Raw genomic sequence first — 20,724 nt, 5'->3', positions numbered from 1 at the left:
GGCTCCCTTAAAAAGGGACTAGTAAACGTGCTCCTTTTCACAGTTGTGAAAGGGAGCTATTTTTATTTTATACAGGAGGACGAACATGACTAAATATATCTTTGTAACTGGTGGCGTTGTATCATCTTTAGGGAAGGGTATTACAGCAGCTTCACTTGGACGACTTTTAAAAGATAGAGGATTTAAAATTACTATTCAAAAGTTTGACCCATATTTAAATGTTGACCCGGGCACTATGAGCCCGTACCAACATGGTGAAGTTTATGTAACCGAAGATGGGGCTGAGACTGACCTCGACCTCGGTCATTACGAGCGTTTTATCGATATTAATGTAAGTAAGTATTCAAGTGTGAGTGCAGGAAAAGTATACTCAGAAGTACTGCAAAAAGAACGTCGCGGGGATTACTTAGGTGGGACAGTCCAAGTGATTCCTCACATTACCAACGAGATAAAAGCACGTATTAAAAAAGCAGGAGATTCTTCGAATGCTGACATAGTCATTACAGAAATCGGTGGAACGACAGGTGATATTGAATCACTGCCATTCATTGAATCTATCCGTCAACTCAGAAGTGACCTTGGTAAAGAGAATGTCATGTTTATTCACTGTACGCTACTTCCTTATATCAAGGCCGCTGGAGAAATGAAAACTAAACCAACACAACATAGTGTGAAAGAATTAAGAGGACTCGGTATTCATCCTGATATGATTGTTGTGCGTTCTGAATATCCGATGACAGAGGATCTACGTGATAAAATTGCTTTATTCTGTGATATCGATGAGAAAAGTGTGATTAACGCTAAAGACGAAGAATCAATATATGAATTAGTCATGTCCTTACAAGATCAAGATATGGATGATTTAGTCCTAGAAAACCTAAACCTTGAAAGTGAAGGCGAAGCGGCTCTAGAAGACTGGAAACACTTGCTTGAAAACTTAAGTGAAATTGATAAAACCATTAAGATTGCCTTAGTTGGAAAATATGTTGAACTTCAAGATGCTTATCTATCTGTTGCTGAATCTTTAAGACACGCAGGTTATGAGGCACACGCCGACATTGATATTAAATGGATAAATTCACAAGATGTCACAGCACAAAATGTAGAGGACATCTTAGGTGATGTTGATGGTATTGTTGTACCTGGTGGCTTTGGTGACCGTGGCATTGAAGGGAAAATTTTAACGCTTAAATATGCAAGAGAGAACAAGGTGCCAGTTTTAGGTATTTGTCTAGGTATGCAACTGGCTACTGTTGAGTTTGCACGAAATGTTGTTGGATTGACGGGTGCGAATTCGTCAGAACTTGATGAACATACACCACATGCGATTATCGACTTAATGCCTGATCAAAAGGATGTCGTTGATCTCGGTGGTACTCTTCGTCTAGGTAGTTTCCCTTGCATTATCAAAGAAGGCACTAAAGCCCAAGAACTATATGGTCAAGATGAAATTCATGAACGTCACCGCCATCGCTTCGAGTTTAATAATGCCTATAAAGAACAACTTGAAGAAAAAGGTATGATCTTTAGTGGAACTTCTCCTGATGGACGCTTAGTCGAAATGATTGAATTAGCTGATCATCCATATTACATGGCAGTTCAATTCCATCCAGAGTTTCAGTCACGTCCAACTAGACCACATCCATTATTTAGTGGTTTAATTAACGCAACACTTGAAAATTAAAGAGTTTGATTAGGCTTAGTCACTAGAATAAAGTACTAGTGACTAAGCTTTTTTCCTGATTATAAGATAATTTAATCAAATTTAAACCAAGCTTTAATCATAAAGCATTGTCACTTTGTGAAAACTTACCTTATAATAGATGTATTAATATCATTTGGAGGACTAATAATGAAATACTTTATAGACACAGCAAATATGGACGAGATTAAAGAAATTCATCAGTGGGGCGTTTTAAGTGGAGTCACAACTAACCCTTCACTTGTATCAAAAGAAAAAGATATTTCTTTCCACGAAAGATTGGTAGAAATTTGCGAATTAGTTCAAGGACCTGTAAGTGGAGAAGTCATCGCTTTAGATGCAGAAGGAATGATTAATGAAGGACGAGAACTTGCTAAATTACATGAGCATATTATCGTTAAAATTCCGATGACTGAAGAAGGCATGAAAGCAGTTAAAGTCTTATCAGAAGAAGGTATCAAAACAAATGTTACCCTCATCTTCAATACTGTTCAAGCACTGACAGCAGCACGTGCAGGAGCGACTTATGTATCTCCATTCATCGGACGTTTAGATGATATCGGTTTAGATGGTTTACAACTGATTGAAGACATTGCAGCAATTTTTGCAATACATGACATTGAGACAGAAATTATTGCTGCATCAATTCGTAATTCAGGACACATGCACGGAGCAGCAATCCGTGGTGCAGATATTGCAACAATACCTTATAAAGTACTTAAAACTTTGACTAAACATCCATTGACAGATAAAGGTATCGAACAGTTCTTAAATGACTGGAACAACAAATAAGTTACAGTAAAAATGTAAGGAGCTTAACATATGGCTAAAGAAGTGATCAAAGTCCGTGGTGGCGCTCATCTAACAGGAGAAGTCAATATTAGCGGAGCCAAAAACAGTGCGGTTGCACTAATTCCAGCATCCTTAATGGCATCGTCAGGTAGTGTAGTACTTGAAGGCTTGCCAGAAATCAGTGACGTTAAGACGCTGATGAGTTTGTTAAATGATTTAAATATTACAACAAAATTAGATGGTACAACTTTAGCGGTAAATGCTGAAGAGGCTGTCAATATGCCACTTTCAAATAACAAGGTTCAATCTTTAAGAGCATCTTACTATATGATGGGTGCTATGCTATCTCGCTTTAAAAAGTGTGTGATTGGTCTACCAGGTGGTTGTCCACTTGGACCTAGACCGATTGATCAACATATCAAAGGGTTCGAAGCGCTCGGTGCAAAAGTCACAAATGAGCACGGTGCAATGTACCTGACTGCTGAAAAGTTAGTCGGAGCTAAAATTTTCTTCGATGTTGTTTCTGTAGGTGCAACCATTAATATGATGCTTGCCGCTTCATGTGCAGAAGGACGTACAATCTTAGAAAACGTTGCAAAAGAACCAGAAATTGTCGATGTTGCATCACTTTTAAATAAAATGGGTGCAAATATTAAAGGTGCAGGAACAGATACGATTCGTATCGAAGGTGTTGAAGCTTTACACGGTACAGAACACAATATTATTCCTGACCGTATCGAAGCAGGCACTTATATGGTTGTAGGGGCAGCAGCAGGTAAAAACTTTAGAGTGAATAACATCATTCCAACACATATGGAATCACTGACATCTAAATTAGAAGAGATGGGTGTCGATTTGGAAATTAATGATGATTACGTTGTGATCAATAAGCCAAACGAATATCAACCTGTCTCCATAAAAACTCAAGTGTACCCTGGTTTTGCGACCGATCTTCAACAACCAATCACTCCACTGATGTTTAAAGCAGATGGTGTGAGTAAGATTACAGAGACAATTTATCCAGCAAGGTTTAGACATGTTGATGAGCTATCAAGAATGAATGCTCACATTGATAAAAAGAGCGGAAGTGCCTTGATTTATCCTTCTGATTTAAAAGGAGCAGAAGTCTATGCAAGTGATTTACGTGCAGGTGCATGTTTACTCATTGCAGGACTTTTGGCTGATGGTGTAACAACAATTCATAATGTTCACCACATTGATCGAGGTTATGCAGATATCGTCAAAAAATTGTCTGCCTTAGGTGCAGATATTTGGAGAGATACTACAGAAGAAGACTAGAATTCAAATGAATTCTAGTTTTTTTATCGTGTTATAATAAGGGAAATGGTAATTTAGGAGGAATCAAGATGGAAAGAGGACTGTCAATGGAACTGGTGAGAGTGACTGAAGCGGCGGCTCTTGCTAGTGCAGCTTGGGTAGGTAAGGGACAAAAAAACTTAGCTGATCAAAGTGCTACAGAAGCTATGCGTACCTTATTTGATACTATTCCTATGGATGGTAAAGTCGTTATTGGAGAAGGGGAAATCGATGAGGCGCCAATGTTGTACATTGGTGAAGAATTAGGAACTAAAGATGGTCCTCTACTTGATATTGCCGTCGATCCTTTGGAAGGAACTACCATTGTAGCAGAGGGTGGTATGAATGCTATGACAGTCCTAGCAGTTGCTGACCGTGGAAACTTACTTCATGCACCAGATATGTATATGGAAAAATTAGCAGTTGGGCCAGACTGTTGTGGCTTGATTGATATCGACGCTCCCATTGAAGACAACATTAACAAGGTTGCAAAAGCCAAAGGAAAAAGAGTTGAAGATGTGACAGTAACGATTATCAATAGACCGCGTTCTAAAGATTTGATTGAACGTGTGAGACAGCTTGGTGCACGTATTAAACTCTTTGACAACGGTGATGTTGGTGCAGCTATTAATACGTGTTTTGATTGGACTGGAGTAGATATACTCGCTGGTATTGGTGGTGCACCAGAAGGTGTCATTGCAGCTGCAGGTATAAAAGCTCTAGAAGGTGATTTTCAAGCGAAGTTACTGCCAAGAAATGAAGCCGAAAAAGACCGCTGTCTAAAAATGGGTGTAAAGCCAAATACTAAACTTGAACTCTCAGATATTGTCCGAGGTGATGATGCGATTTTTGCAGCGACTGCAGTAACGTCTGGTGAACTTTTATCTGGTGTCAAGTTCGATAAAAAGTATAGAGAAACTTCTTCTGTTGTCATGAGAGCAAAATCAGGGACTGTACGTTTTATTAACAGCCGTCATAGCATAGAAAAGAAACCAAACATGGTCCTTACAGATAACTGATAATACTGACTTTTGACAAAGAACAACGGTGGACTGTAAGATAGGATTTGTTATTTTATAAGTGTAAATCTATTTATTAAACGGAAGTGAAAATATTGTCTGACAATCAGAAAAGCCAAGATATGAAATATGAGACATTCGATGCCTTATATAAAAATAATACAACTAAAGCACTGACTGAACGTGCAAAACAGTTAAGGCTAACGAATTATAGTAAATTAAACAAAAAAGAACTCGTACTTGCTATTTTAGAAGCAGAAATGGAGAAGGATGGCAATTATTATATGGAGGGTATCTTGGATGATATCCAACAGGATGGCTATGGTTTCTTACGCTCTGTTAACTTCTCTAAAGGTGAGAAAGATATATATATTTCAGCATCTCAAATTCGTCGGTTCGAATTAAAAAAAGGCGACAGAGTTACAGGCAAGGTTAGAAAGCCTAAGGAAAATGAAAAATATTATGGATTGTTACAAGTCGATTTTATTAATGGTCATAACGCAGAAGAAGTTAAAAAACGTCCACATTTCCAAGCGCTTACTCCGCTATACCCCGATCAAAGAATTCAACTTGAAAATAAACCTAAAGATTTATCTACACGTATCATGGATTTAGTTACACCTATTGGTTTCGGTCAACGTGGAATGATCGTTGCCCCACCTAAAGCCGGTAAAACTTCACTTCTAAAAGAAATTGCCCAGGCAATTACTACAAACCATCCTAATGTAAAGCTCTTTATCTTGTTAATTGGTGAACGCCCAGAAGAGGTGACGGATTTAGAACGTTCTGTTGAAAACGCCGATGTTGTTCATTCTACTTTTGATGAACCACCTCAACATCATGTTAAAGTAGCTGAGTTATTATTAGAACACGCCAAGAGACAGGTTGAAATGGGAGAAGATGTCATTATTCTAATGGACTCTATTACCAGACTTGCTCGTGCTTATAACCTAGTGATTCCTCCATCTGGACGAACATTATCTGGAGGGTTAGATCCTGCAAGTTTACACCGTCCTAAACATTTCTTTGGGGCAGCTAGAAATATTGAAGCTGGTGGAAGTTTAACGATTCTATCCACAGCCCTAGTTGATACAGGAAGTCGTATGGATGATGTAATTTATGAAGAGTTCAAAGGTACAGGAAACATGGAACTCCACCTTGACCGTCGTCTCAGTGAAAGAAGAGTGTATCCGGCTATTGACATCAGTCGCTCAAGTACTAGAAAAGAAGAGTTACTTCTAGATAAAAAAGAACTCGACGTTTTATGGCAGCTTAGAAACCTCTTTACAGACTCTCCGGACTTTACAGAGCGCTTCTTAAGAATATTAAAAACAACAGATAATAACGAAGAATTTTTCGATGTGTTAAGAGAACGCATGTTGAGCTCTCAAAAGACAGGGAAACCAGTGATTTAATTTTAGACAGCGTATTGATTTATACTACTAAAACATGTATAATGGCAAAGTAATGCGTGGTGATAGCCACAAATAACTCTGTGCCAGATGGTTCAGGGCAAAGGAGCTGACATATTATGAAACAAGGAATTCATCCTGATTACAACAAAGTAATCTTTTTAGATTCTACTACGAATTTTAAATTCTTGAGCGGATCTACACGTACTTCTACTGAAACTATGGAGTGGGAAGATGGAAACGAATACCCAGTTATCCGTTTAGATATCTCTTCTGATTCACACCCGTTCTACACTGGACGTCAGAAGTTTGCATCTGCAGATGGACGTGTTGAGAAATTCAACAAAAAATTCGGTTTTAAATCAAGCAACGAACAATAAGACAAATTCAACTGCGCTGAGTCTCTCAGTGCAGTTTTTTTGTGCCAGTTTTATGATATAATAAAGAAACGAAAAAGTGACTAGAAAAGGACGTATTCTTATGTTTGATCAACTTGAAATTATAGAAAATCGCTACGACCAATTAACTGAGCTACTCAGTGACCCAGACGTTGTATCTGATCCTGATAAGTTAAGAAAGTATTCCAAGGAACAAAGCGAAATACAAGAAACAGTTGAAGTATTTCGTATCTATAAAGAACATTTAGATACGATTGAAGAATCTAAAGAAATGTTAACTGAAACTGATGATAGTGAAATGATTGAGATGCTAGAAGAGGAAATTGCGAGTTCTGAAGATGAATTGCCTAAACTTGAAGAACGCTTAAGAATCTTAATTATTCCTAAGGATCCTAATGATGATAAAAACGTAATTATCGAAATTCGTGGTGCAGCAGGTGGGGATGAAGCTCAAATTTTTGCTGGTGATTTATTTAGAATGTACTCTCGTTATGCAGAAAACAAAGGCTGGCGTACAGAGGTTGTCGAGGCATCTGACAGTGACCATGGTGGTTATAAAGAAATCAGCTTTATGATTCAAGGTAATGGTGCCTTTTCAAAATTAAAATTTGAAAATGGGGCTCACCGTGTTCAGCGTGTACCTGAAACAGAATCCGGTGGCAGAATTCATACTTCTACTGCAACAGTTGCAGTATTACCAGAAGTTGAAGATGTAGAAGTGAATATTAGAAACGAAGATATTAAAATCGATACCTACCGTTCAAGTGGTGCAGGTGGTCAGCACGTTAATACAACTGACTCAGCAGTAAGGATTACCCATTTGCCAACAGGTACTGTAGTTACATCTCAAGATGAAAAATCCCAAATTAAAAACAGAGAACGTGCGATGAAAGTATTGAAAGCACGTGTCTATGACATGATGCAACAAGAAGCACATGCTGAGTATGCTGAAAAGCGTAAAAGTGCGGTTGGTACAGGCGATCGTTCAGAGCGTATTCGTACTTATAACTATCCTCAAAATCGTGTGACGGACCATAGAATAGGTTTAACGATTCAGAAACTAGATCAGATTATTGATGGAAATTTAGATGAAGTAATTGAAGCGTTAGCGATTGAAGAACAAACTTCTAAATTAGCAGCGCTTAGCAATGAAACCATATAAAGATATACTTAAAGAGGCGAAAGCCTCTTTAAGTATATCTGGAAAAGAATCACGACTAGCATCAATTCTAATGGAAGAAATGTTCGGCATGAATCTGACACAGCTTATGCTGCACGGTGAGGAACCTATGCCTGAAGCTGATCTCCATGCTTTTGAACAAGCGCTTAAAAGAGTGATGAACAATGAGCCATACCAATATGTTTTAGGCTCTGCTTATTTTTATGATGCCTACTTCAAGGTGACACCAGACACTCTAATCCCACGTCCTGAAACCGAAGAATTAGTCGACTACATTTTAAAACACGAAGACGATAATGGTTCAGTAGTTGCGGATATAGGAACAGGAAGCGGCGTCATTGGTTTAACTTTACAAAAACACTGGCAAGAAAATCAGGTCTTCCTTAGCGATATTTCATATGAAGCTTTAGAGGTTGCGAAGTTGAATGGAAAAGAACAAGGTATAGAACCTACTTATTTACATGGTGATTTATTTGAACCTTTCATAGAAAGAGGGATTAAATTAGATATCCTAGTATCAAATCCGCCGTATATTAGCCAAGAAGAAAGGCATTTAATGTCACCTTCAGTTTTAAAATACGAACCGATGACAGCACTATTCGCTGAAGATCAGGGACTCTATCTCTATAAAGCAATGATTTCAAATTTACCAAGTGTATTAAAGAGCAATGGTCGAGTGTATTTTGAAATAGGATTTTCACAAGGACAGCCATTACTAAGATTCATAGAAAAAACTTGGCCGAATACTGATGCAAAAGTGATTAAAGATATTAATGGCAACGATAGAATATTACATTTTACTTGGGGTGAACAGCATGACTAAAGTTTGGGAAATTAGTAGTTCAGACTTAGAAAATAAGAGTCAAAAAGCTTCTTTAGAGGAAAAATTAGATGAGATTAAAACAGCATTCACCTACGGTGAAATTGTTGCTATTCCAACAGAAACTGTATATGGTCTAGCTGCAGATGCTAGAAATCCAGAAGCGATTCATAAGATATTTCAGGCTAAAGGACGACCAGGTGACAATCCCTTGATTATTCATATTCATGATGTAGCTCAACTTGAGAAGTTTACGCCTCCACTCGATAAAAGAGTCAAAACAATGATGGCGCATTTTTGGCCGGGACCAATTTCTTTTATCTTACCCTTAGTAGGTGACTACTTAGCATCAAATGCAGTTGCTGAACTTAATTCTGTGGCTGTACGTATGCCAAGTCATCCTGTAGGTCGTAAAATTATTCAGCATGCGGATATGCCCCTTGCAGCACCGAGTGCAAACTTAAGTGGTAAACCTTCACCGACTAATGCACATCATGTAATCGACGACTTGAACAATAAAGTCTACGGAGTAGTGGATAGTGAATCAGCGGACTATGGTATAGAAAGTACTGTTTTAGACTGTACACAATTTCCTTACCGCATCGCTAGACCAGGCGCCATTTCTAGAGCGGACTTAGAAGCGGTACTAAATGTAGAGGTTGAATCATTTGAAGGTGATAGCGATAAACCGATCTCTCCTGGCATGAAATATAAGCATTACGCACCACATCAGCCATTGATTGTTATAGAAGGTGGTATTACTAATAACACAAAACTACCTGTTGAAAGACATCAAAAGGTTGGCTTGATTGCTCCGGAATCATGCCGTGAGTTTATTGATGGCGAAGTGCAATTTATTAGTCTTTGTAGGGACGAACAGTCTTACAAAGAGGCTGCGAGAAATCTTTATGCAGCACTCCGTGTCATGGACACTTCAGATGTCGACATTATTTTCATACATGGTTTTGATAAAAACCCAGAATCAGAAGGATTGATGAATCGTATATATAAAGCGACTGGAAATGAAGTGATTTCTGGTGACTAAATACATTTTTGTCTGTACAGGTAACACTTGTCGAAGTCCTTTAGCTGAAAGTTACATGAGAAGTAAATTTCCAGACTTAGATATCCAGTCGCGTGGCTTGTTTGTAGTAGAAGACGCGGTCAATGAAAACAGTTTAAAAATCATTGATGAAGAAAATCTTTCGAAGCCATCTAAACCGCAAAATCTAAGTCAAGAGGATATCGCAGACAGTAAACTCCTAGTGATGGGTCAGAATCATAAAAAGGCTATATTAAATTTTTATCCAAAAGCGAATGTTTCGCTGCTTTCTGACTTCGTAGGTCAAGGTAATAAAGATATTATGGATCCATATGGAGGAGAAGAAAAAGATTATCGCAGAGTATTTTTAGAGATATCTTCCTATATCGATCAAATAGATAATAAAATTCAGTAAATTTTTGAAAGTCTGTCAATAGGTAAGGTATAATGTGGAAAAGGAGATGAGCTCTAATGAAACTAGTTATTGCATCTGATCACGGTGGCGTGAATTTAAAAAAAGCAATTACTGAACACTTAAGTGAACAAGGTATAGAATATACAGATCTTGGACCGGATTCAACAGCATCTGTAGATTATCCGGACTACGCAAAGCCAGTCGCTGAAAAAGTGGCAGCTGGAGAGTACGACAAGGGTATTCTAATCTGTGGTACAGGAATCGGTATGAGTATTACTGCTAACAAAACAAAGGGCATTCGCTGTGCATTAGTACATGACACATTTTCTGCAAAGGCAACACGCCAGCATAATGATTCTAATATTTTAGCAATGGGTGAAAGAGTAATCGGACAGGGCCTTGCTCTAGAGATTGTTGATACATGGCTAAATACTGAATTTGAGGGTGGTAGACATGAACGACGAATTTGTAAAATTGAAGAATGATTTAGAGCGGTTAATTGAAGATTTAAATGAACAAGAGTTTTTTGATGACGGACAAGTGCTTGTAATCGGTTGCTCGACTTCGGAAACAATAGGGGGTCACATTGGTAAATCATCATCCGATCAAGCAGCAAAAGTGATCTATGAACAAATTTCAAAGCTAGCTAAAGAGAAAAATTTACATCTTTTAATTCAAGGTTGCGAACATATAAATCGAGCTTTAACAACTGAGCGACACACCATGGAACAGTTAGGCTTAGAAGAAGTTTCGGTAGTCCCTCACAAACATGCAGGCGGCAGTCTAAGTGAGTACACATATCATCATTTAGAAGTCCCTGTTGTGGTTGACAGTGTTACAGCTGATTTAGGAATCGACATTGGGCAGACCTTAATTGGTATGCACTTAAAAAGAGTGGCCATACCAGTGAGAACCTCAGTTAAAACTGTTGGTGAAGCGAATGTGACGATTGCAAGAACACGTCCGAAACTTATCGGTGGTCCGAGAGCACATTATAAATCATAAAGGGGTAATGACAATGACATACATACAATCACAAGATCCACAAGTTCAAGAAGTAATAGATAAGGAATTAGCTAGACAAAATAATAATATTGAATTAATTGCGAGTGAAAACTTTGTGTCGCGTGCAGTACTTGAGGCACAAGGTTCAATTTTAACGAACAAATATGCTGAAGGTTATCCGGGGAAACGCTACTACGGTGGGTGTGAACACGTAGACGTAGTAGAAAACTTAGCAAGAGACCGTGCCAAAGAAATCTTCGGTGCAGAACACGCTAACGTTCAACCGCATTCGGGCTCACAAGCAAACATGGCAGTCTATTTCTCAGTATTAGAACCAGGTGATAAAATTCTGGGGATGGATTTATCACATGGCGGACATTTGACTCATGGTTCTCCGGTTAACTTCTCTGGTAAATTATTTAACTTCATCTCTTATGGTGTGACTAAAGAAGATGAAGTGATTGACTATGATCAGCTGAGAGAGATTGCTGTTAAAGAAAAACCTAAAATGATTGTTGCAGGTGGTAGTGCATACTCTAAAACAATCGATTTTAAGAAGTTCCGTGAAATAGCTGACGAAATTGGTGCATACTTACTTGTGGATATGGCTCATATTGCAGGTTTAGTTGCAGCGGGACTTCATCCTAACCCAGTTCCACATGCTCATTTTGTCACATCTACTACACATAAAACACTAAGGGGGCCACGTGGTGGTTTAATTTTAACAACTGCAGAATTTGCTAAAGCAATTGATAAAAATATCTTCCCTGGAATTCAAGGTGGTCCATTAATGCATGTGATTGCTGCTAAGGCAATCGCATTCGGAGAAGCTTTACAAGATGATTTTAAAGCATATCAAGAACAAGTCATTGAAAATGCCAAAGCTTTAGCTACAGCACTTGAAGCGGGTGGACTACGAATTGTTTCTGGTGGTACAGATAACCATATTGTTTTAGTAGATGTTAAGGCTTTTGGACTTACAGGTAAACAGGCAGAAGAAGCACTAGATGAAGTTGGTATTACAGTAAATAAAAATACAATTCCATTCGATGAAGCATCACCATTTGTCACAAGTGGTATTCGTCTGGGTACTCCAGCTATGACGACTCGTGGTTTTACAACAGAAGATATGACAGAAGTTGGCGAAATTATCGTGGAAACCTTATCACGTCTGAAAAATGATGAAGATTTAAATGGAATCCATGAAAAAGTAACTAAATTGACTGGAAAGTATCCACTATATAAATAAAGTAAGTTATAATATAAACCGGATGGAATCATCCGGTTAATTTCTGGAGTGGAGGAAGTAGTATGTCTAAAGTACAAGTAATGGATCATCCGTTGATTCAGCATAAAATGAGCTATATACGAGATGAGAATACATCAACGAAAGAATTTAGAGAATTGGTGGATGAAGTGGGCATGTTAATGGCCTATGAAGTCACTAGAGATCTATCACTTGAAGATGTCAATGTTAAAACACCAGTACAGGAAACGACAGCTAAAAGACTTAGCGGTAAAAAACTTGGCCTTGTTCCAATTTTGCGTGCTGGTCTTGGCATGCAAGAAGGTATTTTGAAATTAATACCATCTGCACGTGTCGGCCACATCGGTCTATATCGTGATCCAGAAACATTAGAAGCAGTTGAATATTACGCAAAATTCCCTGGGGACATCGAAGATAGAGATATCTTTGTCATTGATCCGATGCTTGCAACTGGGGCTTCAGCGGTAGAAGCAATCACAGCAATCAAAAAACATGGAGCAACTAAAATTCGTTTCATCTGTTTGATTGCAGCACCTGAGGGTGTAGAAGTCTTAAAAGAGGCGCACCCAGACGTTGATATCTATATTGCGGCCTTGGATGAAAAATTAAATGAAAAATCTTATATTGTACCAGGACTTGGCGATGCAGGAGACCGTTTATTCGGTACTCGCTAATAAAATAATAGGAGATTGCTATGAAGAAGATAATGACTATTTTTGGTACTAGGCCAGAAGCCATTAAGATGGCACCCCTAGTACTCGAAATGCAAAAAGATGAAGAAATTGAACCTGTCGTAGTAGTAACAGCCCAACACAGAGAAATGTTAGACCAAGTACTAGAAACTTTTAACATTACACCAGACTATGATTTGAATATCATGAAAGCTGGCCAAACTTTATCTGAAGTGACTGGTCGTGTAATTGAAGGATTAGAATCGGTAATTAAAGAAGTAAAACCAGATATGATTTTGGTTCATGGTGATACGACAACCACTTTTGCAGGTTCACTTGCTGCCTTCTATAACGAAGTAGATATCGGCCATGTTGAAGCCGGACTACGTACTCACAATAAGTATTCACCGTTCCCAGAGGAAGCTAACCGTCAAATGACAGGTGTGTTAGCAGACCTTCACTTCTCACCTACAGAAGACGCACGTCAAAATCTACTAGATGAAAATAAGGACCCTAAATATATTTCTGTTACAGGAAATACAGCAATAGATGCCTTAAAGACCACAGTAGATGAAAATTATCAATCTGACATTATTGAGAAACATAAGGATAATAAAGTTATTCTTTTAACGGCGCACCGTCGTGAAAATATCGGTCAGCCGATGCACAACATCTTTGGTGCAGTTCGCCAACTTGTTGATGAGTTTGAAAATGTGACGGTTGTTTATCCTATGCATAAAAACCCTAAGGTAAGAGAAATTGCAGAGCAATACCTAGGTAATCATGACAGAGTAGAGCTCATTGAGCCTTTGGATGTCTTAGACTTCCATAACTTTGCAGCTAAAAGTCACTTGATTTTAACGGATTCTGGTGGTGTACAAGAAGAAGCACCTTCACTTGGTAAGCCGGTTTTAGTCTTACGTGATACAACTGAGCGTCCAGAAGGTGTTAAAGCAGGTACTTTAAAACTTGCAGGTATCGAACAAGAAAATATTTATCAGCTTGCTAAAGAACTATTGACGGATGATGAAAAGTATCAGGCAATGGCTCAAACTAATAACCCTTATGGAGATGGGCAAGCTTCTAAAAGAATTTGTGAAAACATTAAGTATTATTATGGCATACGTAAAGAAAAACCTATCAGTTTTTCCGTAAATGATTAGTAATTGTGAACAACCTGTTAAGGTTTTGAGAATTTGTTGACACAAAAATTACACTCCGATAAAATTACAAGGGCATGTAATAGTTTTCACAACATATTGTATGCCAACAGGAGTATCAAATGAACTCACAAATTTTTAAGAGTTATTACAAACATTTTTTGAAATATTTAATAATACTTTTTTTCTTGAGTATTATTGCATATATATTTACTTTATCCACATTTTTTGCTGGCTTATCGTTGGGGATTATTGGCTCGGTGTTCATGTCATATAATTGGTTTTATCACCTGAGACAAGCCCAGGACGAAAATGGTGAGAAAGTTAAGACGGGGACGATGACACGCTTGTTATTAGTTATTCTTCTCTGTCTGATCTGGGTAAGATTTCCTGAAATATTTAATATTTTTGGGATCTTAGTCGGAGTCTTACTTACCTACTTGCTGATTATTTGGCGTGCTTTACTCGAACTTTTTAAACGGAAGAGGTGAAGAAATGGAACATGGAAGTCCAACGCTGACGCTTGATTTCTTTGGAGTACCAATCGTTTTTGAGCTTGCGACCTCATTGATGATTATAATCACTTGCGTGGTTATCTTCTTAACACTATTTTTCATGACTCGAAAACTTAGTGTACGCCCTAGTGGCAAAGGACAAGTATTAGTTGAAGCTCTAATGAACTTCATCAAAGGAATCATCAAGAGTAATATGGCTTGGAAAGATGGTGCACAATTCCACTTTTTAGCGCTTACTTTATTCTTATTTATTATTGTTGGAAACTTAATCGGTATACCATTTAGTTTTGTAGCACCAGACGCAGAGCATACCTTGTGGATTAAATCGCCGACTGCTGACCCTGTGGTCACTTTAACATTGGCAGGTTTGATGATTGTTATGACTCACTATTATGGTGTTAAAGCTCAAGGTATGGGTGGTTACTTAAAACAGTACATCACTCCTATGTGGTGGTTAGCACCGATTAAAATCATCGAAGAATTTACATACAACTTGACGCTTGGCTTACGTCTTTACGGTAACGTTTATGCCGGAGAAATTTTACTTTTACTCTTGTTACAACTCGTAACAACTGGTGGAATTCTCGGTGCCGTCGGAGGTTTTGTACCGATGATGGTATGGCAAGGATTCAAAGTTTTCATAGGTGCGATTCAAGCATTTATTTTCGTAATGTTATCAATGGTTTATCTATCTCATAAATTGAGTGATGATCATTAATATAATAAAAAATAATTATTCAACTTTCTTAGGAGGAAATATTTTATGAACTTACTAGCAGCTGGAATTGCAGCAGGTTTAGCCGCTCTTGGCGCATCATTTGGTATCGGTATGGTTGTTTCAAAAACTGTTGAAGGTGTAGCACGTCAACCAGAATCACGTGGTCCATTACAAACAATTATGTTTATTGGTATCGGGGTAGTTGAGGCCGTTCCAATCATGGCTATCGTTATCGCGTTCCTACTTATGTTCACGTTCTAAGAGTCGTTATATAAGGCGAAGTCTTATTCTCAAGATTTCGCCATCTTATTATGTTTTTAACTAGAGTAAAGAGACTTTTTGAAAGGAGTGTACATAGGTGGAACTATTAATTTTAGGTGCTGCTGGAGAGACGATGGGTACGGCAATTGGTACATCTCTTGTCCTCTTAGTCAGTTTTTTAACATTACTTTTAGTCCTATCATACTTTGTATGGAAACCGGTTAAGAAAATTATGGACGATCGCGAACAAATCATCCATGATGATATCGACTCTGCAGAACAAAGAAGAGTTGAAGCTGAACGTCTTAAAGAAGAAAATGAAGCACTGTTAAAACAGACCCAAAGTGAAATTTCAGAACTTATGGAAAACGCTAAAGGTCAAGCGAAGAGAGAGCAAGAATCAATCATTAATGACGCTCAAACTCGTGCGAGTCAAATGATTCAAGAAGCTAAAGGCGACATTGAAAGAGAGAAAGAACAAGCAATTCGCGACATCAATGATCAAGTTGCTGAACTATCAGTCTTGATCGCAGAGAAGATGATTGTCAAAGAGATCAATAAAGACGATCAGAAAAACCTTGTCAAAAAGTACTTACAGAAAGCAGGCGATAAGTAATGACAGTAGCAAGTCAACAATACGCCAGTGCACTTTTTGATGTTTCTTTAAAAGAAGGAAAGCTCGAGAGCGTTAGACATGATTTCTCTGAAGTGATTAAAGCAATAGCTTTAGTTGAAAACTTTGAAGATTTTATAGAAAACTCTAAAATTCCTCTTGAAGAAAGAAAAGCAGTCGTTGAAAAAACTTTTAGTGGAACCGATAGATTATTATTAAATCTATTGCGCATCCTAACAGACAAAAAACGCTTTATTTTAATAGACGAAATATACGAAGATTTTCTTACACTATATGATGAAAATCATAACCAAGCACGAGTAACTGTGGAATCTGTTTATAAATTATCATCAGAAGAATTAGATCAACTTGGTCAAATTTTTATCGATAAAACAGGCTATGAAAAATTACTCATCACTAACGAGATTAATGAAGATCTAATTGGTGGCGTTCGCGTGCTCATTGGTTCAAAAGTATATGATGGTTCAGTGAAGAGCCAGCTAGATGGTATAAAAAATCAATTTAAAGAACATACGAATAGCTAAAGGAGTGACATTTTCATGGCAATCAAAGCTGACGAAATAAGTGCTCTCTTAAGAAGTCAAATTGAAAACTATGATAAGGATATGCAAGTATCAGATGTTGGTACGATTATCCAAGTTGGTGACGGTATTGCACTAGCTCATGGTTTGAACGATGCGATGGCAGGAGAGTTAATTGAGTTTCCAAGCGGAATTCTTGGGCTTGCTCAAAACCTTGAAGAAGATAATGTTGGTATTGTAATTCTAGGTCCAAGTGATGATATTAAAGAAGGCGATGAAGTAAAACGTACTGGACGTATCATGGAAGTTCCAGTAGGTGAAGAACTTATCGGCCGTGTTGTTAACCCACTTGGTCAACCAATCGACGGTAAAGGACCAATCAACACTAGTAAGACACGCCCTATCGAAAGTCCTGCAACAGGTGTTATGGCACGTAAGAGTGTTGATGAGCCATTACAAACTGGAATTAAGGCAATTGATGCTTTAGTACCAATCGGTCGTGGACAACGTGAATTAATTATTGGTGACCGTCAAACAGGTAAAACGACAGTTGCAATTGATACGATTATTAACCAAAAAGATCAGGACATGATTTGTGTTTATGTAGCCATTGGTCAGAAGGAATCAACAGTTCGTGCAACTGTAGAAACACTGCGTCAAAATGGTGCTTTAGATTATACAATCATAGTTACTGCAGGTGCAGCAGATCCTGCGCCACTATTATACATTTCACCATATGCTGGTGTATCTATGGCAGAAGAGTTTATGTTTAATGGTAAACACGTACTAATCGTTTATGATGACTTAACAAAACAAGCAGCCGCTTATCGTGAGTTGTCATTACTATTACGTCGTCCGCCAGGCCGTGAAGCCTTCCCAGGGGATGTCTTCTATTTACACAGCCGTTTATTAGAGCGTGCTGCAAAATTAAATGATGAACTCGGTGGCGGTTCAATTACGGCACTTCCATTCATCGAAACTCAAGCTGGGGATATCAGTGCCTTCGTACCGACAAACGTAATCTCCATTACCGATGGACAGATTTTCTTACAAAGTGACCTTTTCAACTCAGGTGTAAGACCAGCAATTAACGCTGGTTTATCAGTGTCACGTGTTGGTGGTTCAGCGCAGATTAAAGCGATGAAGAAAGTTGCAGGGACTTTACGTCTTGATTTAGCATCTTATCGTGAGCTGGAAGCCTTTGCGCAATTCGGTTCAGATTTAGATGAAGCGACTAAAGCCAAACTAGACCGTGGTGCTCGTACAGTTGAGGTTCTAAAACAACCTGAAAACGCACCACTTAAAGTAGAAAAACAAGTTGCAATCTTGTTTGCACTAGTCAATGGTTACCTTGATGATGTCGCAGTTGAAGACATCACTCGTTTTGAAGCAGAATTCTTAAACTGGTTAGAGTCTAATGAACCTGAATTATTAAGTCAGATTGCTGCAACAAAACAGTTACCTGACGGCGATGCTTTCGATCAAGCAATTAATAGCTTCAAGAAACTTTTCAACCCTTCTAACTAGGACGTAAGTAATTACTAAGGTGGTGAATTCATGGCTTCATTAAGAGAAATTAAAAGCCGTATTGGCTCCACTCAAAAAATGAGTCAACTAACTGGCGCAATGCACATGGTTGCGAACTCAAAACTGATGCGAGCAGAACAGAATGCGAAGAAATTCCAACCGTATATGGATAAAATTCAAGAAACAGTCAGAGCAATAGCTGCTGGTGATAGTGAAAGCTCACATCCTATGTTAGAAGAGAGACCAATAAAAAGAACGGGTTACATTATCATTTCAAGTGACACAGGTAAAGCTGGTCCTTATAATAACAACGTTGTTAAAGCAATTACAGAAAAAGTTGCAGAACGTCATGATAATAATCCAGATTCGTACGATTTATTTGTGCTAGGAAAAATTGGCTACGAAACTTTAATAGGACGTGATTTTCACGTTAGCAACTATAGAGGTGGACTTCCGGATCAGCCAGATTTTGCAAGCGTGAAAGAAATTTCACATCAAGCAGTCAATACTTTTATCGATGAAGAGATTGATGAGCTTTACATTATTTACAATAAATTTGTGAATATCTTGCAACAGGATGTGACCGTTAGAAAACTCTTGCCACTAACAGAGAGTGATGTTCAGTTAACAAGTACAGACTCACCTCTTGCTGGCTATGAGTTTGAACCTGATAAAGAATCAATTTTAGAAACAATCTTACCTCAGTATGCTGAGAGCTTGATTTATGGTGCATTACTTGATGCAAAAGCAAGTGAACATGCAGCACGTATGACAGCGATGAAAGCAGCGACTGATAACGCCAAAGAACTTATTGGCGATCTTACCTTGCAGTATAACCGCTTGAGACAAGCTGCGATTACACAAGAAATTACTGAAATCGTAGGCGGCGCATCTGCACTGGAATAAAAGAGATTAGGAGGAAATATAATGGCTTTAGGTCAAGTAGTTCAAGTCATGGGACCTGTCGTTGATGTCAGATTCAACGAAGGAGCACTCCCTGAAATAAATAACGCACTAACTGTTCAAATTGACGTTGCCGATTCAGAACCGATCTCTCTGACACTAGAGGTTGCGCTTCATCGCGGAGATAATATTGTCAGAACGATTGCAATGAGTTCTACTGATGGACTTCGTCGTGGTGCTGAAGTTGTCAATACTGGTGGACCAATTTCTGTACCAGTTGGAGAGATAACACTTGGTCGTGTGTTTAACGTTTTAGGTGAACACATCGATTTAGAAGAACCAATTCCAGCTTCAGAGAGACGTGACCCAATTCACCGACTCGCACCAAAATTTGAAGACCTTTCAACTTCAACAGAAATTCTTGAAACAGGAATTAAAGTAGTAGACTTACTCGCACCTTATACAAAAGGTGGTAAAGTCGGTCTATTCGGTGGTGCCGGAGTTGGTAAAACAGTACTTATTCAAGAACTAATTAACAACGTTGCCCAAGAGCACGGTGGTATTTCTGTATTCGCCGGTGTTGGAGAACGTACACGTGAAGGTAATGACCTTTACTACGAAATGAAAGACTCAGGAGTAATTGAGAAAACTGCTATGGTGTTCGGTCAGATGAACGAGCCACCAGGTGCGCGTATGCGTGTAGCACTTTCTGGTTTGACTATGGCTGAGTACTTCCGTGACGAAGCAGGACAAGATGTTCTCTTATTTATCGATAACATTTTCCGCTTTACACAAGCAGGTTCAGAAGTGTCTGCCTTACTAGGGCGTATGCCTTCAGCGGTAGGTTACCAGCCTACACTTGCAACTGAGATGGGGCAACTTCAAGAACGTATTACATCAACTAATGTTGGATCAGTTACTTCAATCCAAGCGGTATTCGTACCTGCCGATGACTACACTGACCCAGCACCAGCTCAAACATTTGCTCACTTAGATGCAACAACTAACTTAGAGCGTAAATTATCTGAGATGGGTATTTACCCAGCGGTAGACCCATTAGCATCAACGTCACGTGCTTTATCACCAAGTATAGTTGGTGAAGAACACTACCAAGTGGCTAGGGGTGTCCAAGAGACACTTCAAAAATACTCTGAATTACAGGATATAATTGCAATTCTAGGTATGGATGAACTTTCAGAAGATGATAAGAAAACTGTTGCGCGTGCGCGTAGAATTCAATTCTTCTTAAGTCAAAATTTCCACGTTGCAGAACAATTTACAGGTCAAAAAGGTTCTTATGTACCAGTAAAACAGACTGTACAGGACTTCAAAGAAATCTTAGAAGGTAAATATGACCACGTTCCAGAAGACGCATTCCGTCTCGTAGGCAGTATCGAAGATGTCCTTGAAAAAGCACGTCAACAAGGTGCGGAAGTCTAAAACGG

Annotated in this window: 23 protein-coding genes; all 23 read left to right on the top strand. The window is 38.5% G+C overall.

Translation table 11 applies throughout. The annotated features are described in order from the left end of the window. Nucleotides 1–85 precede the first annotated feature (85 nt). Nucleotides 86–1,684, top strand: a complete 1,599-nt coding sequence (locus JEOSCH030_RS02700; RefSeq protein ID WP_185125085.1) for a CTP synthase — start codon at nucleotides 86–88, stop codon at nucleotides 1,682–1,684. Nucleotides 1,685–1,852: 168 nt separating this feature from the next. Then, complete coding sequence (fsa, locus tag JEOSCH030_RS02695) at nucleotides 1,853–2,494, top strand: fructose-6-phosphate aldolase (protein WP_185125084.1); 642 nt, start codon at nucleotides 1,853–1,855, stop codon at nucleotides 2,492–2,494. A 30-nt stretch (nucleotides 2,495–2,524) separates the two neighbouring features. Then, complete coding sequence (locus JEOSCH030_RS02690) at nucleotides 2,525–3,793, top strand: UDP-N-acetylglucosamine 1-carboxyvinyltransferase (protein WP_185125083.1); 1,269 nt, start codon at nucleotides 2,525–2,527, stop codon at nucleotides 3,791–3,793. Between the two features lie 68 nt (nucleotides 3,794–3,861). Continuing rightward, complete coding sequence (gene glpX / locus JEOSCH030_RS02685; protein ID WP_185125082.1) at nucleotides 3,862–4,830, top strand: class II fructose-bisphosphatase; 969 nt, start codon at nucleotides 3,862–3,864, stop codon at nucleotides 4,828–4,830. Between the two features lie 122 nt (nucleotides 4,831–4,952). Next, nucleotides 4,953–6,245, top strand: coding sequence for a transcription termination factor Rho (rho, locus tag JEOSCH030_RS02680; RefSeq protein WP_185125081.1), 1,293 nt, complete (start codon nucleotides 4,953–4,955; stop codon nucleotides 6,243–6,245). Between the two features lie 116 nt (nucleotides 6,246–6,361). Beyond that, a complete protein-coding gene (locus tag JEOSCH030_RS02675) occupies nucleotides 6,362–6,622 on the top strand; it encodes a type B 50S ribosomal protein L31 (RefSeq protein ID WP_185125080.1) in 261 nt (86 codons plus the stop codon). A 100-nt stretch (nucleotides 6,623–6,722) separates the two neighbouring features. Beyond that, complete coding sequence (gene prfA / locus JEOSCH030_RS02670) at nucleotides 6,723–7,802, top strand: peptide chain release factor 1 (RefSeq protein WP_185125079.1); 1,080 nt, start codon at nucleotides 6,723–6,725, stop codon at nucleotides 7,800–7,802. Beyond that, the gene (prmC, locus tag JEOSCH030_RS02665) at nucleotides 7,789–8,643 is read left to right on the top strand and encodes a peptide chain release factor N(5)-glutamine methyltransferase (RefSeq protein WP_185125078.1); all 855 of its coding nucleotides are present in this window, start codon (nucleotides 7,789–7,791) and stop codon (nucleotides 8,641–8,643) included. The genes prfA and prmC overlap by 14 nt, the downstream gene beginning before the upstream one ends. Further along, the gene (locus JEOSCH030_RS02660) at nucleotides 8,636–9,685 is read left to right on the top strand and encodes an L-threonylcarbamoyladenylate synthase (protein WP_185125077.1); all 1,050 of its coding nucleotides are present in this window, start codon (nucleotides 8,636–8,638) and stop codon (nucleotides 9,683–9,685) included. Before prmC ends, JEOSCH030_RS02660 begins: the two co-directional genes overlap by 8 nt. Further along, nucleotides 9,678–10,097: an arsenate reductase/protein-tyrosine-phosphatase family protein gene (locus tag JEOSCH030_RS02655; protein ID WP_185125076.1), complete on the top strand. Its 420-nt coding sequence runs from the start codon at nucleotides 9,678–9,680 to the stop codon at nucleotides 10,095–10,097. The genes JEOSCH030_RS02660 and JEOSCH030_RS02655 overlap by 8 nt, the downstream gene beginning before the upstream one ends. A 56-nt stretch (nucleotides 10,098–10,153) precedes the next feature. Next, entirely contained in the window at nucleotides 10,154–10,582 is a 429-nt protein-coding gene (gene rpiB / locus JEOSCH030_RS02650; RefSeq protein ID WP_185125075.1) for a ribose 5-phosphate isomerase B, read from the top strand. After that, complete coding sequence (locus tag JEOSCH030_RS02645; RefSeq protein ID WP_185125074.1) at nucleotides 10,551–11,102, top strand: TIGR01440 family protein; 552 nt, start codon at nucleotides 10,551–10,553, stop codon at nucleotides 11,100–11,102. Before rpiB ends, JEOSCH030_RS02645 begins: the two co-directional genes overlap by 32 nt. Nucleotides 11,103–11,115: 13 nt before the next feature. Continuing rightward, entirely contained in the window at nucleotides 11,116–12,351 is a 1,236-nt protein-coding gene (gene glyA, locus JEOSCH030_RS02640) for a serine hydroxymethyltransferase (protein WP_185125073.1), read from the top strand. A gap of 62 nt (nucleotides 12,352–12,413) precedes the next feature. After that, nucleotides 12,414–13,043, top strand: a complete 630-nt coding sequence (upp, locus tag JEOSCH030_RS02635) for a uracil phosphoribosyltransferase (protein WP_185125072.1) — start codon at nucleotides 12,414–12,416, stop codon at nucleotides 13,041–13,043. Nucleotides 13,044–13,063: 20 nt separating this feature from the next. Further along, nucleotides 13,064–14,203, top strand: coding sequence for a non-hydrolyzing UDP-N-acetylglucosamine 2-epimerase (gene wecB, locus JEOSCH030_RS02630; RefSeq protein WP_185125071.1), 1,140 nt, complete (start codon nucleotides 13,064–13,066; stop codon nucleotides 14,201–14,203). Nucleotides 14,204–14,322: 119 nt separating this feature from the next. Beyond that, nucleotides 14,323–14,691 carry an ATP synthase subunit I gene (locus JEOSCH030_RS02625; protein ID WP_185125070.1) on the top strand — a complete coding sequence of 123 codons (369 nt, stop codon included), beginning with the start codon at nucleotides 14,323–14,325 and terminating at the stop codon, nucleotides 14,689–14,691. Between the two features lie 4 nt (nucleotides 14,692–14,695). Continuing rightward, nucleotides 14,696–15,433 (top strand): F0F1 ATP synthase subunit A, encoded by a 738-nt coding sequence (gene atpB / locus JEOSCH030_RS02620; RefSeq protein ID WP_185125069.1) that lies wholly within the window; start codon nucleotides 14,696–14,698, stop codon nucleotides 15,431–15,433. A gap of 45 nt (nucleotides 15,434–15,478) precedes the next feature. Then, nucleotides 15,479–15,694 (top strand): F0F1 ATP synthase subunit C, encoded by a 216-nt coding sequence (atpE, locus tag JEOSCH030_RS02615; protein WP_026859255.1) that lies wholly within the window; start codon nucleotides 15,479–15,481, stop codon nucleotides 15,692–15,694. Nucleotides 15,695–15,791: 97 nt separating this feature from the next. Beyond that, a complete protein-coding gene (locus tag JEOSCH030_RS02610; protein WP_185125068.1) occupies nucleotides 15,792–16,310 on the top strand; it encodes a F0F1 ATP synthase subunit B in 519 nt (172 codons plus the stop codon). Further along, complete coding sequence (gene atpH / locus JEOSCH030_RS02605; protein WP_185125067.1) at nucleotides 16,310–16,852, top strand: ATP synthase F1 subunit delta; 543 nt, start codon at nucleotides 16,310–16,312, stop codon at nucleotides 16,850–16,852. Before JEOSCH030_RS02610 ends, atpH begins: the two co-directional genes overlap by 1 nt. A 15-nt stretch (nucleotides 16,853–16,867) precedes the next feature. After that, nucleotides 16,868–18,376 carry a F0F1 ATP synthase subunit alpha gene (gene atpA, locus JEOSCH030_RS02600; RefSeq protein WP_185125066.1) on the top strand — a complete coding sequence of 503 codons (1,509 nt, stop codon included), beginning with the start codon at nucleotides 16,868–16,870 and terminating at the stop codon, nucleotides 18,374–18,376. 30 nt (nucleotides 18,377–18,406) lie between these two features. Further along, on the top strand, nucleotides 18,407–19,282 hold the full coding sequence (gene atpG / locus JEOSCH030_RS02595; protein WP_185125065.1) for an ATP synthase F1 subunit gamma: 876 nt from the start codon (nucleotides 18,407–18,409) through the stop codon (nucleotides 19,280–19,282). 21 nt (nucleotides 19,283–19,303) lie between these two features. Continuing rightward, on the top strand, nucleotides 19,304–20,719 hold the full coding sequence (gene atpD, locus JEOSCH030_RS02590; RefSeq protein ID WP_185125064.1) for a F0F1 ATP synthase subunit beta: 1,416 nt from the start codon (nucleotides 19,304–19,306) through the stop codon (nucleotides 20,717–20,719). The last annotated feature ends 5 nt before the right edge of the window (nucleotides 20,720–20,724 follow it).

The sequence above is a fragment of the Jeotgalicoccus meleagridis genome (assembly GCF_903994045.1).
GTDB lineage: Bacteria > Bacillota > Bacilli > Staphylococcales > Salinicoccaceae > Jeotgalicoccus > Jeotgalicoccus meleagridis.
Note: the sequence above shows the minus strand (reverse complement) of the source record. Positions and strands in the feature narration are given on the sequence as shown.